The 15,346-nt window shown below is 68.9% G+C and carries 13 protein-coding genes, 1 tRNA gene and 2 pseudogenes; 6 read left to right on the top strand and 10 right to left on the bottom strand.

Going from position 1 to position 15,346, the window contains the following annotated elements:
• Window positions 1-236: 236 nt before the first annotated feature.
• From ACFYPC_RS11620 to ACFYPC_RS11600, 5 genes and pseudogenes are all read right to left on the bottom strand, one after another.
• Window positions 237-362 carry a hypothetical protein gene (locus tag ACFYPC_RS11620; protein ID WP_388673873.1) on the bottom strand — a complete coding sequence of 42 codons (126 nt, stop codon included), beginning with the start codon at window positions 360-362 and terminating at the stop codon, window positions 237-239.
• A gap of 330 nt (window positions 363-692) precedes the next feature.
• Window positions 693-1,574 (bottom strand): bile acid:sodium symporter family protein, encoded by an 882-nt coding sequence (locus ACFYPC_RS11615; RefSeq protein ID WP_388673871.1) that lies wholly within the window; start codon window positions 1,572-1,574, stop codon window positions 693-695.
• Window positions 1,575-1,961: 387 nt separating this feature from the next.
• A tRNA-Pro gene (locus tag ACFYPC_RS11610) sits at window positions 1,962-2,035 on the bottom strand.
• A 33-nt stretch (window positions 2,036-2,068) separates the two neighbouring features.
• Window positions 2,069-2,864: pseudogene (locus ACFYPC_RS11605) on the bottom strand (Pr6Pr family membrane protein).
• Window positions 2,865-3,117: 253 nt separating this feature from the next.
• On the bottom strand, window positions 3,118-4,044 hold the full coding sequence (locus ACFYPC_RS11600) for a metallophosphoesterase (RefSeq protein ID WP_388673869.1): 927 nt from the start codon (window positions 4,042-4,044) through the stop codon (window positions 3,118-3,120).
• Window positions 4,045-4,166: 122 nt separating this feature from the next.
• On the opposite strand from ACFYPC_RS11600, the gene ACFYPC_RS11595 reads away from it, so the two are divergent.
• The gene (locus tag ACFYPC_RS11595) at window positions 4,167-4,634 is read left to right on the top strand and encodes a GatB/YqeY domain-containing protein (RefSeq protein WP_388673867.1); all 468 of its coding nucleotides are present in this window, start codon (window positions 4,167-4,169) and stop codon (window positions 4,632-4,634) included.
• Between the two features lie 227 nt (window positions 4,635-4,861).
• On the opposite strand, the gene ACFYPC_RS11590 is transcribed toward ACFYPC_RS11595, so the two are convergent.
• A complete protein-coding gene (locus ACFYPC_RS11590; RefSeq protein WP_388673865.1) occupies window positions 4,862-7,132 on the bottom strand; it encodes a transglycosylase domain-containing protein in 2,271 nt (756 codons plus the stop codon).
• 407 nt (window positions 7,133-7,539) lie between these two features.
• Between ACFYPC_RS11590 and ACFYPC_RS11585 the strand changes: the two genes are divergently transcribed.
• Window positions 7,540-7,878 (top strand): WhiB family transcriptional regulator, encoded by a 339-nt coding sequence (locus tag ACFYPC_RS11585; RefSeq protein WP_365430232.1) that lies wholly within the window; start codon window positions 7,540-7,542, stop codon window positions 7,876-7,878.
• Window positions 7,879-8,163: 285 nt separating this feature from the next.
• Here ACFYPC_RS11585 and ACFYPC_RS11580 read toward each other — a convergent pair whose 3' ends face one another.
• Together ACFYPC_RS11580 and ACFYPC_RS11575 are read right to left on the bottom strand one after the other, a co-directional pair.
• Window positions 8,164-9,738, bottom strand: coding sequence for an ArsA family ATPase (locus ACFYPC_RS11580; RefSeq protein ID WP_388673863.1), 1,575 nt, complete (start codon window positions 9,736-9,738; stop codon window positions 8,164-8,166).
• Window positions 9,735-10,712 (bottom strand): ArsA-related P-loop ATPase, encoded by a 978-nt coding sequence (locus ACFYPC_RS11575; protein WP_388673861.1) that lies wholly within the window; start codon window positions 10,710-10,712, stop codon window positions 9,735-9,737. Before ACFYPC_RS11575 ends, ACFYPC_RS11580 begins: the two co-directional genes overlap by 4 nt.
• Window positions 10,713-10,830: 118 nt before the next feature.
• On the opposite strand from ACFYPC_RS11575, the gene ACFYPC_RS11570 reads away from it, so the two are divergent.
• The 4 genes from ACFYPC_RS11570 to ACFYPC_RS11555 all read left to right on the top strand — a co-directional run bounded on the left by ACFYPC_RS11570 (window position 10,831) and on the right by ACFYPC_RS11555 (window position 13,439).
• Complete coding sequence (locus ACFYPC_RS11570; protein ID WP_388673859.1) at window positions 10,831-10,989, top strand: DUF4177 domain-containing protein; 159 nt, start codon at window positions 10,831-10,833, stop codon at window positions 10,987-10,989.
• Window positions 10,986-11,456 carry a RidA family protein gene (locus ACFYPC_RS11565; protein WP_388673857.1) on the top strand — a complete coding sequence of 157 codons (471 nt, stop codon included), beginning with the start codon at window positions 10,986-10,988 and terminating at the stop codon, window positions 11,454-11,456. Before ACFYPC_RS11570 ends, ACFYPC_RS11565 begins: the two co-directional genes overlap by 4 nt.
• Window positions 11,457-11,742: 286 nt before the next feature.
• The gene (locus ACFYPC_RS11560; protein ID WP_388673855.1) at window positions 11,743-12,612 is read left to right on the top strand and encodes an NUDIX hydrolase; all 870 of its coding nucleotides are present in this window, start codon (window positions 11,743-11,745) and stop codon (window positions 12,610-12,612) included.
• Window positions 12,609-13,439, top strand: coding sequence for an MBL fold metallo-hydrolase (locus ACFYPC_RS11555; protein WP_388673853.1), 831 nt, complete (start codon window positions 12,609-12,611; stop codon window positions 13,437-13,439). Before ACFYPC_RS11560 ends, ACFYPC_RS11555 begins: the two co-directional genes overlap by 4 nt.
• Before the next feature lie 40 nt (window positions 13,440-13,479).
• Here the strand turns inward: ACFYPC_RS11555 and ACFYPC_RS11550 are convergent.
• Together ACFYPC_RS11550 and ACFYPC_RS11545 are read right to left on the bottom strand one after the other, a co-directional pair.
• Window positions 13,480-14,294: pseudogene (locus ACFYPC_RS11550) on the bottom strand (nucleotidyltransferase domain-containing protein).
• Window positions 14,295-14,511: 217 nt separating this feature from the next.
• Window positions 14,512-15,186: a Crp/Fnr family transcriptional regulator gene (locus ACFYPC_RS11545; protein WP_016642758.1), complete on the bottom strand. Its 675-nt coding sequence runs from the start codon at window positions 15,184-15,186 to the stop codon at window positions 14,512-14,514.
• Window positions 15,187-15,346 lie beyond the last annotated feature (160 nt).

Below are 15,346 nucleotides of genomic sequence, written 5' to 3'. Positions count from 1 at the left end.
GTCGCCCCTCTTTCGGTGTTTACTGCGTCACATCTCCCGGAAGGACGGATTCCGGTCAGCGTGGAGGCCGGCCCACCGTCCCTTGGCGCGCGCCATGAGCCGACTGTGCGACAGCCCTGCGTGCGCTGTCCGGCTCTGCTTACGTCAGGCTCGTCGTGGAGCGCGTTGACCACCATGTCGGACCTCGGCGCGGACGACGTCGATGACTGGTCGGATCGGATCGCCCCGTTGATCGGTCACAACAGGAGCCGACGTGCCTGGCGGGCCTCGTCCGTCCCGATGTCGACGACCTGGAGCCGGGAGAGTACCCAGTCCCGGCGCTGTCCGGTTGTCCTCCCGTCGTAAGCCTCGACCAGTGTCATCGGGGACGTCCCCACCTCAGCCTCCCCTCAACGGCCCCGAGCCGGAGGCGGCGTACGTCCTCACCCTCTGGGCCTTCGCCGGAACCGGCTCTCCTCCGGCGAGGCTTGGCCGGCCGAATCCCTCGAACCCGCGCCCGGAACCGAAGGAGAACCGACACATGCGTGACGACGAACTGCTCACCGCTGCGGGGTGATGGCCGCCGTGACTGAGGAGGCGCACAGGACGCAGATCGGCCGGTGTTCCAGACCGGTGCTGAGCCCGGCGGCAGACCTCACGGTTGCGACATGAGAGCGGGGGGCGGCGCCCCCCCGCTCCACGAAAACAGCTGGTCAGTCGGATACACCCTCGAGCTGCGCGACGCCCGCCCTGCGGGCGAACGCGTACGCGACCAGCGCGACGGGGAAGTACATCAGGATGCCGTACACCGCGGGCGGAATGGCCATCGTCCGGTTGTCCAGCACCGTGATCGCCACGGTGATCGCGAGCACCGCATTGTGGATCCCGATCTCCATGGCCGAGGCGATGGCCTGCTCAAGACCCACCCGGAACAGCCGCGGCACGAAGTAGCCGATGGTCAGGCTGCACACGCAGAACAGCAGGGTGATGACCGTGAGCGCGCCCGCGTTGTCCAGCAGAACGCCGTACTCCTGCGACACCGCGCCGATGATGACCGCCACCAGGACGATGACCGATCCGACCTTGACCGGACCGCGCCTGCGTTCGGCCCAGGCGGTGTAGCGGTGGTGCACCCACATGCCGACGACGACCGGGACCAACACTGTCAGTACGACCTGGACCAGCTTGTCCGCCTGCATTCCGATCGAGCGGCCCTCGCCCAGGAAGTGGGCCATCGACACCTCGGCGATGAGGGGGAAGGTCCCCATCGCGATAACGGAGTTGACCGCGGTCACGGCAATGTTGAGCGCCACATCCCCGCCGGCCAGATGACTGAAGAGGCTCGCCGAGGGGCCACCGGGCGACGCCGCCAGCAGCATCATCCCGACCGCCAGTTCCGGCGCGAGCCCGAACGAGACCACGAGGCCGAAGGCGATGGCCGGTAGCACGATGACCTGGCAGAACAGCGCGACGAGGGCGGCCTTGGGAGCCTGGAAGACCCGAGCCAGATCGGCCATGGTCAGGGTCAGCCCAAGACCGAACATCGTGATGACGATCGCCACCGGGAGCAGAACCGTTATGTATACATCTGGCACCAGCGTCTCCTGAAGTAATCGGAGCTTCGCCGCCGAAGCGGCCTGAGGGGTTGGCGGCCAGGGGTTGGCGGCCAGCTCCAGGAGGCCGAGCCGACTGGGTACGCGGCCTACATTCCCTTTGCCGACGCCGCCACGATGGCACTTGAGGTCGATGGGACCTCGTGGAGGGGAACAGCTGACGGAGCAGGATAGTCAACCTGTGTCAACCGTCCCTGGCATGGCCTGGAAGACCTCGTCCCGAGTGGTCGAGTAGTCGAGTGGTTGGGACATAGAGACAGAGGCTCTGGCGGTCGCGTTCGAGGCGCAGTCACGCAGTTGGACACGCAGCCACGTCAGAGGGCCCAGTGCAACTTACACACTGGGCCCTCTGATCTGCGTTTTTAACTGTCGGGGTGGCGGGATTTGAACCCACGACCTCTTCGTCCCGAACGAAGCGCGCTGCCAAGCTGCGCTACACCCCGATTGTCGCTGCGGTGGCGGCGACGTCGTTTACTTTAGCCCACTGGTGGCTGGAGACGAAATCCGGTTTTCGGGGCGTCTGACCCGGCGGCGGACCGGGTCGGGGCGGATGTGATCGAGGGCGACGAGGAGGATGGCGAGGGCGTAGAAGGAGAGGCCGAGGAGCAGGGCGTTGGCGAGGACGCCGGGGTAGCCGTGCTGGTCGACGTCCATGAAGGGGTAGAGATAGCGCGCCGGGGTTCCGGGGGACATCATCGCGCCGCGGGCCAGGGAGAAGGCCAGGTAGATGATGGGGTAGAGGAGCCAGGTGGCCGCGTGGCGGAGGGCCAGCGGGGCGGGGCGCGTCAGCAGGAGCCAGTCGGCCGCGGCCGCGATCGGCGTCACCGTGTGCAGGAGGTGGTTGGCCACCGCCTGCCAGCCGGTGGGCGGGGCGACATCCCCTGTCATGGAGAAGACGCTGGACTGGTTCGCCAGGATCAGGTGGTAGACCAGGCCCGTGATCGAGACGTACAGCAAGGTGCCGCCCGTTACCGCACCTGGCAGCGGTCGTCGGGCTGTCCAAGCCCGCCCTGCCGAGGCGACGAAGACCAGCGCCACGAGCAGGCTGCTCTGGATCGTGAAGTAGCTGAGCACACGAAGCGGGCTGCCCAGTATCAGGTCGATGGCCACACCCGTCGCCGCCGTGAGGGCCACGAGGATGCGGAAAACCGCCGTGACCGGGCGGCGTAGGGGGGCCACCACGGCCGTCGCGGGGACGATGAAGGGGGCCGGCGCGGGGATACCCGGTATCGCGGGGAGGTCGGGTATGTCCTTGGGGATCGGGGCGATCATGGCCCCACGCTAAGGCGGATCGACGAATCGGGCGATACGGGTCATCTGGGTGGGTTACGGGACCTTGCCAGACCCGAGCCCCTCCAGAGCCGGACCTCTCCAGACCCGAGCCCCTTCAGACCCGGGTCCCGCCAGACTCGAGCCCCTTCAGACCCGGACCTCGGCCACGCGCCCCGCGCCACCACCTACGCGCCGCGCGCCACCACCTACGCGCCCCGCGCCACCCAGCCCCGCCCTACCTACTTCCGTCCACCTACTTCCGCTCCACCAACGTCAACAAAGAAGCCTCCGGAGGACAAGCGAACCGCACCGGCGTATACCGGTTCGCTCCGCAGCCCGCCGAGACGTGCAGGTACGACGTCCGCCCTTCCGCCGTATGCGTGGACAGGCCTTTCACGCGGTCCGTGTCCAGGTCGCAGTTGGTGACGAAGGCGCCGTAGAAGGGGAGGCAGAGCTGGCCGCCGTGGGTGTGCCCGGCCAGTATGAGGGGGTAGCCGTCCGCGGTGAATGCGTCGAGCGTGCGCAGGTACGGGGCATGGACCACGCCCATCGAGAAGTCGGCGGATTCCGACGGGCCGCCGGCCACGCGCTCGTACCGGTCCCGCTTGATGTGCGGGTCGTCGAGGCCGGTCAGCTCCACCGACGCGCCCTCGATCTTCAGCTCCCCGCGGGTATTCGTCAGGTTCAGCCAGCCCGCAGTGTCGAAGGCGTCACGCAGGCCCTCCCACGGGTTGTGGAGGGCGCCGACGACCGGTGCGTTGCCGTTCAGCCCGTGGCGGCCCTGGGCCTTCTCGAACAAGTACCGGGCGGGGTTGCGGAGTTTGGGGCCGTAGTAGTCGTTCGAACCGAAGACGTATGCCCCCGGGAACTCCATCAGCGGACCCAGCGCGTCCAGCACCTCGGGCACGCCCTCCGGGTCGGAGAGGTTGTCCCCGGTGTTGATGACGAAGTCGGGGCGCAGGCCGGCCAGTGAGCGCAGCCAGCGCTGCTTCTTGCGCTGGCCGCTCACCATGTGGATGTCCGAGACCTGGAGAACCCGCAGCGGTCGCATGCCGGACGGCAGCACAGGCACCGTCACCCGCCGGAGACGGAAGGAGCGGGCCTCAAAGCCCGCCGCATACAACAGACCGGCGGCGCCCACCGCCGTGATTCCCAGGGGTACTCCGTATAGCGCGCGCATACGTCCATCGTGTCAGACCGCGGCAACCCGACGTGCCCCCTGTGGACAACCTCGCCGCGCACGACGTACGCACCCCGAAATCAACAGGCAGCCGTCTCACCACACCTGCGACAATCGACGGCATGACCACGCTTAAGTCGAAGCTCAAGGAAGACCTCAACGCCGCCATCAAGGAGCGCGACGAGCTCCGCTCCTCGACGCTCCGGCTGACCCTCTCCGCGATCACCAACGAGGAGGTCGCGGGCAAGACCAAGCGCGAACTCTCCGACGACGAAGTGCAGAAGGTGATCACCCGCGAGGCGAAGAAGCGCCGCGAGGCCGCGGACGCCTTCGCGCAGGGCGGGCGTCCCGAGTCGGCCGAGCGGGAGAAGGCGGAGGGCGAGATCCTCGCGACCTACCTTCCCCAGCAGCTGTCCGACGACGAGCTCCGGCAGATCGTCGTCCAGGCCGTCGAGGAGGCGAAAGCGGCGGGCGCCGAGGGGCCGCGCGCCATGGGCCAGGTCATGAAGATCGTGAACCCGAAGGTGGCCGGCCTGGCGGAGGGCGGCCGCGTCGCCGCTCTGGTCAAGCAGCTCCTCGCGGGCGCCTGAGCGACCGACTCCGCTCACCGTACGAAGCGATCGTGCGAAGCGCCCGTAAAAGACGCCCGTCAAAAGGCGCCCAGCCCATAAAAGGCGACCGCACCAAGGCGACCGCACCAAGCGACCTTCCTACCCATACGCCGGTGGGGCGCCCCTAGACACTAGGGACGCCCCACCGGCGTATCAAGCCAAGCTCCGAGCACACAGGCGAACAGGCAGACAGGCAATCAGGCAGGCTAGTCCCGCCCGCCAGTCCCGTTCCCGCCGTTGCTCTGCCCCTGGAGGAAGCCCTCCGGGATGGAGAAGGACGGCGTCGGGACGGTGCTGCCGCCGGTGGTCGCACCGGTCGTGGTGAGGCCGCCGTTGTCGTTGTTCCCGGTCGCGTTGCCGTTTCCGTCGTCCCCGTTGTTCCCGTCGTCGGTGCCCTTGTCCTTCGGGGCGTCGGGGATGTTGACGAGGTTGAAGGACGGCGAGTCCTTGCCCTCGAGGGCGCCGGTCATCGCGTCCTTCCAGATGGGACCCGGCACCTGACCGCCGTACACCTTGTCGTGCCAGACGCCGCCGATCGTGATGTTCTCCATCTCGACCTGCTGCGTGGCGCTGCCGACCCAGACCGCGCCGGCGAGGTTCGGCGTGTAGCCGACGAACCAGGCGTTCTTGCGGGAGTCCGTCGTACCCGTCTTACCGGCGTTGGCGCGGTCGGTGAGACCGGCCGCCTGGCCCGTACCGGAGTCGATCACGCCGCTCAGGAGGGTGTTGACGGTGTCCGCGGTCGTCTCGGACATCGCGCGCGTGCACGTCGACTTCGGCACCGCGAGGGACTTCTGCGCGTTGCCGACCTTCTGCGTGATGGCCTCGATGGCGATCGGGGTGCAGTACGTGCCCCGGGCGGCGAAGGAGGCGTACGCGGAGGCCATCGTCAGCGGCGAGAGGCCCACCGCGCCGAGGGCGATGGACGGGCTCTCCGGCAGCTTGTCGCCGTTGCCCTGTGTGACGTGCAGGTTGTCGGTCATGTCGACCACGGGGCACAGACCGATGTCGGAGATCATCTGCACGAAGTAGGTGTTGACCGACTTGGCCATCGCGTCCTTCAGGCGGTACGGCCCTACCTCGGACTCGGCCTCGTTCTCCACCGTGTCGCCGTCCGTGTTGACCCACGGCTTGCTGTCACAGGTCTGGACGGGGCTCGGGTAGTCCATCTCGTACGGCGAGGCGTACTCCTGGGTCGCGGGGCGGCCCTCCTCCAGCGCGGCTGCGGCGACGAACGGCTTGAACGTCGAACCCGTCGGGAAACCGAAGTTCGAACCGCCCATGGCGTAGTCGACCGAGTAGTTGTACTCGGTCTCGTTCTTGCCGTAGCCGTACGGCGTCGCCTGGCCCATGCCGACGATCTTGCCCGTGCCGGGTTCGACGAGGGTGGCCGCCGCGGTGACCTTGTCCGTCTGGTTGACGTGGTCCTTGAGCGAGGCCTGCACCGACTGCTGTGCCTGCGGGTCGAGCGTCGTACGGATCGTCAGGCCGCCCTGGTTCCAGATCTTCGCCCGCTCCTCCTTGGTCTCGCCGAAGACCGGGTCACTGAGGAAGACCTTCTCCACGTACTTGCAGAAGAAGGCCGCGCCCTCGACCGCCGTGATGCAGCCGTTGTTCGGCTTGCTGACCTTCAGGCCGAGCGGCGTCTTCATGGCCTTGTCGGCCTCCGCCTGTGAGATGTCGTTCGTCTCGGCCATGCGCTGCAGCACGGTGTTGCGGCGCTTGGTGGCCTCTGCCTCGTCGTTGACCGGGTCGTACCGGCTGGGCGACTGGACAATGCCCGCGAGCAGCGCCGACTCCTGGAGGTTCAGGTCCTTGGCGGGCTTGGAGAAGTAGCGCTGGGCCGCGGCCTCGACGCCGTAGGCCTGCTCGCCGAAGAACGTGATGTTCAGGTAGTTCTCGAGGATCTTCTTCTTGCCGAGCTTCTCTTCCAGCTGGATCGCGTACTTCAGCTCGCGGATCTTGCGGCCCAGGGTCTGCTGGGTGGCCTGGGCGACCTTCGTCGGGTCGTCGCCGGCCTCTTCGACGAAGTAGTTCTTCACGAGCTGCTGGGTGAGCGTGGAGGCGCCCTGGGCCACCCCGCCGCTCTGCGCGTTCTGGTTCAGCGCGCGCAGGACGCCCTTCAGGTCGACCGCTCCGTGCTCGTAGAAGCGTGAGTCCTCGATCGCGACGATCGCCTTCTGCATGTACGGCGAGATGTCCTTGAGGTCTACCACGGTCCGGTCGCGCGAGTAGACCGTGGCGATCTGGCCGCCCTCGCTGTCCAGGATCGTGGTGCGCTGGCTCAACTGTGGGCTCTTCAGCTCGTCCGGAATCTCGTCGAAACTCTGGACCGAACCCTTGGCGGCGAGGCCCAGCGCGCCCGCTGCTGGCAGCGCGATTCCGGCCATGACCGCACCTGCGAGCACGCTGACACCGAGGAACTTGGCGGACTGCTGAAAAGGTGACAGACCACCGCCTGAGCGCTTCTTTGGCATAGGGGCAGCCTACGTTCTCAATCGCCGGACACACGTACAGGCCTTGGCCTAAGCTGTTCACAACTGTCACAGCAGCGCGGTCATGTATCAATACGTCCGGCGACCCCGAATCGTTCCGGAGGTAGCCCAACTTCTTGTTGGGGGCGTGTCCGAATCCGCCTTGTGTGTCATCCGGCGTCCGTTGTGACTCAACTGAACTGTCCCGGTTTGCCGGGAAACTCACGCATGTCGCCAGGTCACTCCCCCGGGTGATCTGCCGCTTACGCATAGTCCGTTCGGGCCATTCAAGATTGGGCCCGAAGGGGGTGTTGCGCTGTGCCCACCTTCCGTAACGTCCTCAACTGGCGGCGGTGAATATGCCGCTGCCGCCGTGGGGGAGCCTCGATTCGGGAGAGGACGGCGCCGGTATGGGCTGGGTAACCGACTGGAGTGCGCAGGCGGCCTGCCGCACTACCGATCCAGATGAACTGTTCGTTCAAGGAGCAGCGCAGAACAGGGCGAAGGCAGTGTGCACCGGATGTCCGGTTCGCACGGAGTGCCTCGCCGACGCGCTCGACAATCGCGTCGAATTCGGCGTGTGGGGTGGCATGACCGAGCGGGAGCGGCGCGCGCTGTTGCGCCGGCGACCCACCGTCACCTCGTGGCGACGCCTGCTCGAGACCGCGCGCACGGAGTACGAGCGCGGCGCGGGTCTGCTGCCCCTCGACGAGGAAGAGGTGTACGAGCGCTACTTGGCGGTGGGCTGAGGCCGTTTGCCTCGGCGCACCGCTGGCCTTCAGGTCACCACCCTTCAGGCGGCCACGGTCTTCCTTCGGATGACCACGGTCTTCCTTCGGGTCACCACGGGTCTTTTAGGGGCCTCGCAGGTCTTTCGTCTTTCGAGGCCGAGGCCGAAGCCGAAGCCGAAGCCGAAGCCCTGCAGGCCTCTCTGGGTACGCCTTGCAGCCCTGCAGGATTCTCAAGGCAGGTTCTTTGCAGCCCTGTGGGTCTTTGCAGCCCTGCGGGCCTCTTGGGGCACGTAAGGCGCCCCGTCAGGCGCTGGTTTCGGGCAGCTCCGGCCGACCGGCCGCGAGCCGGTTCCCGATGTCCCGCAGCCCTGCCAGGTCGTGCACGTCACCGGGCAGTGCCGCTACTTCGGCCACCGCCACCTCGGGGTGGAGGGCGGTGAAGCGGTCACGTGTGCGCTGTTCGCGGGAGAGCAGCTGCATGCGCTCGGCGTGCAGCCTCAGCAGGCCTGCGGTGAGTTGTTCGACGGTGTGGCCGCTGTCTGCGGCGGCAGTCCCGGTCCCGTTTGTGGGGACGGTGCCATTCCTGGGGACGGTCCTGTCCGTGGCGGCGGGGGAGCCTTCGGCGGGGTCATCGGGGTCATCGGGATCGTCGGTCGCGTCGGGAGCTGGTGCCTCGAAAGCGGGAGATTCTGAAAGGCCGTACGTGTCGGGAGTGTTACGAAGTCCAGCCTTCCCGCCCCCCTGATCGACAATGCGAGCCTCGTCAAGATTTTCCGCAGCTTCGAGGTCATGATTTTCCGCGGCGGCGAGTCGGAGGTTCTCCGCGGTGACGAGTCGGAGGTTCTCCGCGGTGACGAGTCCGAGGTTCTCCGCGGCAGCGAGCGCCCGCTCGGCCGACAGCTGAGCGGCGCCGCTTCCGTGCACCCGGTTGAGCACCAGACCGGCGAACGGCATGTCCTCGGCCGCCAGCCGCTCCACGAAGTACGCCGCCTCGCGCAGCGCGTCCCGCTCCGGGGCCGCCACCACCAGGAAGGCCGTGCCGGGTGCTTGGAGCAGCTTGTACGTGGCGTCCGCGCGCGTACGGAACCCGCCGAAGGTCGTGTCCATCGCGGCCACGAAGGTCTGCACGTCCTTGAGGAGTTGTCCGCCCAGCAGCTTCCCCAGGGTGCCTGTCATCAACGACATTCCGACGTTCAGGAACTTCATCCCCGCGCGCCCGCCCAGCTTCGCCGGCGCCGTCAGGAGCCGGATCAGCCGTCCGTCCAGGAAGGACCCGAGCCGCTTGGGCGCGTCCAGGAAGTCGAGGGCCGAGCGGGACGGCGGGGTGTCGACGACGATGAGGTCCCAGTCGTCCCTCGCCCTGAGCTGCCCCAGCTTCTCCATCGCCATGTACTCCTGCGTGCCTGCGAAGCCCGCCGAAAGCGACTGGTAGAAGGGGTTGTTCAGGATCGCGGCCGCTCGTTCGCGGTCTGCGTGCGCCTCGACGATCTCGTCGAAGGTGCGCTTCATGTCGAGCATCATGGCGTGCAGTTCGCCGTCCCCTTCGACGTCCTTCACCCGGCGTGGGGTGTTGTCCAGGGAGTCGATGCCCATCGACTGGGCGAGGCGGCGCGCGGGGTCGATGGTGAGCACGACGACCTTGCGGCCGCGCTCGGCGGCGCGCAGCCCGAGCGCCGCCGCCGTGGTCGTCTTGCCGACACCGCCCGAGCCGCAGCACACCACGATGCGGGTCTTGGGGTCGTCGATCAGCGGATCGACGTCCAGGATGCGTGCGGCGTCCAGCCCGCGGGGGGAGTCCTGCGCGTGGGCGGATCCCTGTGTGTGGGCGGGGTCGTGTGTGTGGATGGAGTCGTGTGCGTGGGCCGGGTCCGAACTCATGAGATCCCTTGCTGACGCAGTTCCTTGGCAAGTTCGTACAGGCCCGCCAGGTCCATTCCCTCGGCGAGCAGCGGGAGTTCGTGCAGCGGCAGGCCCTGTTCCGTGAGCACGGCCCGCTGTTCGCGCTCCAGGGTGTGGCGCTCGGCGTACTCGGCGGCCTCTTCGAGGAGGGGGTCCACCAGCCGCTCGGCGAGCCCGCCTCGACGGGCGCCGCCGAGTCCGGCCGCGGAGAGCGACTTGGCGATGGCCGTACGCGGAGCGGCGGCCGTGAGTTCCAGATCGGCGTCATGGAGCAGCGAGGGCCGGACCATGTTCATGATGATCCGCCCCACCGGCAGCTTCGCGGCCCGCAGTTCGGCGATGCCGTCGGCGGTCTCCTGTACGGGCATCTCCTCCAGGAGCGTCACCAGGTGAACGGCCGTCTCCTTGGACTTGATGACGCGCATGACGGCCTGTGCCTGATTGTGTATCGGGCCGATCTTCGCGAGGCCCGCCACCTCGTCGTTGACGTTGAGGAAGCGGGTGATGCGGCCCGTGGGCGGCGCGTCCATGACCACGTAGTCGTAGGCGAAGCGCCCGCTCTTTTCCTTGCGGCGGACGGCCTCGCAGGCCTTGCCGGTCAGGAGCACATCCCGCAGACCGGGGGCGATGGTGGTCGCGAAGTCGATGGCGCCGAGTTTCTTCAGGGCGCGGCCGGCGCTGCCCAGTTTGTAGAACATCTGGAGGTAGTCCAGAAGGGCCAGTTCGGGGTCGATGGCCAGGGCGTGCACCTCCCCGCCCCCGGGAGCTACGGCGATTTTCCGCTCGCCGTAGGGCAGCGCTTCTGTCTCGAAGAGCTGCGCGATGCCCTGTCTGCCCTCGACCTCGACGAGGAGAGCACGCTTGCCCTCCGTCGCGAGGGCGAGCGCTAGGGCGGCGGCTACCGTGGTCTTGCCGGTACCGCCCTTGCCGCTGACGACCTGGAGCCTGCTCACGTATTCGAGCCTAACCAGTCGGCCGCGGTACTAAGCAGGAGGCTGTGGACAACGTGTGAGTCAGGCGGCGTACGAGGCCCGCGGGAGAGCGCCCGTGACAGCCGCTACAGTCGCCCGTATGACCAAGTGGGAATACGCAACCGTGCCTCTGCTCGTCCACGCCACGAAGCAGATTCTGGACACCTGGGGCGAGGACGGCTGGGAGCTTGTCCAGGTCGTGCCCGGGCCGAACAACCCCGAGCAGCTGGTGGCCTACCTGAAGCGGGAGAGGACATGAGCGGCGCCGTCGAGTCCAAGCTGGCGGAACTCGGGCTGACGCTGCCCGACGTGGTCCCGCCGCTTGCCGCGTACCAGCCCGCCGTGCAGTCCGGCGTGTACGTCTACACCGCGGGCCAGCTCCCGATGGTGGAAGGCAAGCTTCCGCTCACCGGCAAGGTGGGCGCGGAGGTCACGCCCGAGGAGGCCAGGGACCTGGCCCGCATCTGCGCCCTGAACGCGCTCGCCGCGGTCAAGTCCGTCGCGGGAGACCTGGACCGCATCGCGCGTGTCGTGAAGGTCGTCGGCTTCGTCGCCTCGGCCTCCGACTTCACCGGCCAGCCGGCCGTGCTCAACGGCGCCAGTGAACTCCTCGGCGCGGCCCTCGGCGACAGGGGCGTCCACGCCCGCAGCGCGGTCGGCGTGGCGGTCCTCCCGCTGGATGCGCCGGTGGAGGTCGAGATCCAGGTGGAACTGACGGGCGCGTAAGCGCTCCCTCCAAGGGCGCGGGGAACTGCGCGACCGGCCCCCACCAGCGCCCGCACTAGCCCCCACCAGCCCGCAGCCCGCAGCCCGCAGCCCGCAGCCCGCAGTCCGCGGCCAGCGGGTGGCCTCGCCGGGACGGGGGAGGGGCGGAGTCCGTGGAGGATGGCATGGGCATGGGCCGGAGCGGGCGGGGGCGGGGGCGAAACCCGTTCCCGGCCTGGCCCGGGGCAGGGCTGGGTGACCGCCCGGGCCACTCGAACATCCGCCCGGCACGGGATAGCCTCCGCCCATGGCGAATGGGCAGTGGTTCCCACCGGATTGGCCCGACCGGATCCGCGCGCTCACGGAGGGCACGCTGACACCGGTGACCCCCAGGCGCGCGGCCACCGTGATGCTGCTCAAGGACACCCCCCGGGGCCCTGTGGTCCACATGCTGCGCAGACGCGCCTCCATGGCCTTCGCCGGAGGCGCGTACGCGTATCCGGGCGGCGGCGTCGACAGGCGCGACGACGAGCACCACATCCGCTGGGCGGGCCCCACGCGCGCGTGGTGGGCGGAAAGGCTCGGCGGGGACGAGACCTCCGCCCAGGCCGTCGTCTGTGCGGCGGTCCGTGAGACGTTCGAGGAGGCCGGCGTTCTCCTCGCGGGCCGCACCCCCGACACGGTCATCAGCGACACCACGGGCGACGAATGGGAGGCGGACCGCGCCGCCCTGGTCGCCCGCGACTTCTCCTTCGCGGAGTTCCTGGACCGCCGGGGACTCATCCTCCGGTCGGACCTCCTGGGCGCCTGGGCGCGCTGGATCACGCCGGAGTTCGAAACTCGCCGCTACGACACGTGGTTCTTCGTGGCCGCCCTCCCGGAGGGGCAGCGCACCCGCAACGCCTCCACGGAGGCGGACCACACGGTATGGATCCACCCGGCGGAAGCGGCAGCCTCGTACGACAAGGGCGAGCTGCTGATGATGCCGCCGACCATTGCCACCCTGCGCGAGCTCACCGCGTACGGCACCGCTGTCGACGCCCTCGCCGCCTCGCCCGCCCGCGACCTGACCCCGGTCCTGGCCAAGGCCCGCCTGGAGAACGGCGAAGTGGTCCTTTCCTGGCCGGGACACGACGAGTTCACCAGGCACATCCCGACCGGTGGAGCCTCCGCATGACCGACGCAGCCGCCCTCCCCGGCCAGCCACGCGGCGGAGTGCTCTCCGGCCCCGCCACCGCGCGAGCCGTCAACGTCCTGGCGCCCAACGCGTCGGCGATGACCCTGGACGGCACCAACACCTGGATCCTGGCCGAGCCGGACTCCGAACTCGCCGTGGTGATCGACCCGGGGCCCCTGGACGACGTACATCTGCGCAATGTCGTCGATACGGCGGAGAAGGCGGGCAAGCGGATCGCGCTGACCCTGCTCACACACGGGCACCCCGACCATGCCGAGGGGGCCGTACGGTTCGCCGGGCTCACGGGGACGAGGGTGCGGGCGCTGGATCCGGCGCTGCGGCTCGGGGACGAAGGGCTCGGCGCGGGCGATGTGATCACCGTCGGCGGCCTGGAGCTGCGTGTCGTGTCCACCCCCGGTCATACGTCCGACTCGCTGTGCTTCCATCTCCCGGCCGATCGGGCGGTGCTGACCGGGGACACCGTCCTCGGCCGCGGTACGACCCTGGTGGCCCACCCTGACGGCCGTCTGGGCGACTATCTGGACTCCCTGCGGCGTCTGAGGTCCCTGACGGTGGACGACGGCGTCCACACCGTCCTGCCGGGCCACGGGCCTGTTCTCGACGACGCCCAGGGGGCCGTCGAGTTCTACCTCGCCCATCGCGCCCACCGCCTCGCCCAGATCGAGACGGCGGTCGAGAGCGGCTACCGGTCCCCGTCCGAGGTCGTCGCGCACGTGTACGCGGACGTGGACCGCTCCCTGTGGCCCGCGGCCGAGTTGTCGGTACGAGCCCAGCTGGACTACCTACGGGAGCACGGGCTCATCTAGGCCGGCCCCTACGGTGCGTCGGCCCTACGGTGCGTCGGCCCTACGGTGCGTCGGGCCTCGGGGCTTTGACGCCGTGCACGCGCGCGTACTCCTCGGCGAGCCATGGCCCGAGATCGTCGACGTAGGACCGCAGGACGGCGAGGTCGCCGACGGGCTGGTATCCGAGGACGGCGGCCTCCCGCATGCGGCCGGCTCGCTCCGGGTAGTACGCGGCGAACGCCTCGGCCATCTCCGTCAGGTCGCTGGTCCAGCCGTTCAGCGCGGCATGACGAGCGTGAACCCGGTCCGTACGAGATGGCGTGACATGAACCGCACCAGCGGGCGCCGGGCCTCCTCCGTGTCAGCGGCACCGGCGATCCGCTCACGCCAGCGCGGCAGGAACAGTGCGAGGTCGCCGTTCGTCTCGCGGGCGAGAAGCGGGTCGGGGCGGTAGCGCGGCAGGAACTCGGCCAGATCCTCGCCCAGGAGGCGCGTGCAGAGGCACGCGACGAACCAGCCGAGGTCGTACGTCTCCAGGTCGCTCAGCAGCCGCGTACGGCTGAACAGGAGCGTTCCGGAGCCGTCGATCTGCGTGAACTCCTTGTCCAGTGCTCTGTCGAGCGAGCGGGCGTCCGCGCGGTCCTCCTCGGTGGGCTCTTCGCGCAGGGCGAGGAGCAGATCGAGATCGCTGCGCCCCACGCGCGCGGTGCCGCGCGGAATCGACCCGAAGAGGTACGCACTGTTGAGCCGCGCTCCGAAGACGTCGAGGAGCCGGTCCCGTGCCGTGGCCACCACGGGCCGGAACTCCCTCGGGATCAGTCCGAGAGCGCCCTCGGGCGCGATGTAGCCCTGGGTGTCGAGCCCCTTGTTCTGCATGGCACCACTGTGCAGCTGCCGACGGCGGGGGGTCATGTCATTTCCGGCGGGACACGCGCACGCCCCGGGTGGCGCCGTGTTCCGCCGTGCGGATCACGGCGGCGCGGTCCCCGGAGGCCGTGCGGATCACGGCGGCGCGGTCCCCGGAGGCGACGGGACGAGCCCGAAAGAAGTCGTACGACAGATGACAGATGACAGCCGTACGGCAGTCGTCCGGCTAGCGGGACCGCTTCGCGAGCCGCTCCACGTCCAGCAGGATCACGGCGCGCGCCTCCAGGCGGAGCCAGCCGCGGCCCGCGAAGTCGGCGAGGGCCTTGTTGACCGTCTCGCGGGATGCGCCGACCAGTTGGGCCAGTTCCTCCTGCGTGAGGTCGTGCACGACGTGGATGCCCTCTTCGGACTGCACACCGAAGCGGCGCGAGAGGTCCAGGAGCGCGCGGGCCACGCGGCCGGGCACGTCCGAGAAGACCAGGTCGGACATCTGGTCGTTGGTCTTGCGCAGGCGGCGGGCGACGGCGCGCAGCAGGGCGGCGGCCACCTCGGGCCGTGCGTTCAGCCAGGGCTGGAGGTCGCCGTGGCCGAGGCCCAGCAGCTTGACCTCGGTCAGCGCGCTGGCCGTGGCCGTGCGCGGACCCGGGTCGAACAGCGACAGCTCGCCGATCAGCTCGCCGGGGCCGAGGACGGCCAGCATGTTCTCGCGGCCGTCGGGGGAGGTGCGGTGGAGCTTCACCTTGCCCTCGGTGACCACGTAGAGGCGGTCCCCGGGGTCACCCTCGTGGAAGAGAGCATCACCGCGCGCGAGGGTCACCTCACTCATGGAGGCGCGGAGCTCCGCGGCCTGCTCGTCATCGAGCGCCGCGAAGAGCGGGGCGCGCCTCAGAACGTCGTCCACGAGTTCTCTCCTTGTCGACCTGCTCAGGGGATCTTGCTCCCCTTGGTACCAGGGGACCGTGTTCCCCATCTTGCCGGACGGTCCAAACAGTGTGATCAGTCACAAGTCTGCCGCACTGGAGTCCCGGGCAGTGCGGCAGGGGGCCGATTGGGGGCTGATC

The organism is Streptomyces sp. NPDC005808 (assembly GCF_042871385.1).
Taxonomy (GTDB): domain Bacteria; phylum Actinomycetota; class Actinomycetes; order Streptomycetales; family Streptomycetaceae; genus Streptomyces.
Note: the sequence above shows the minus strand (reverse complement) of the source record. Positions and strands in the feature narration are given on the sequence as shown.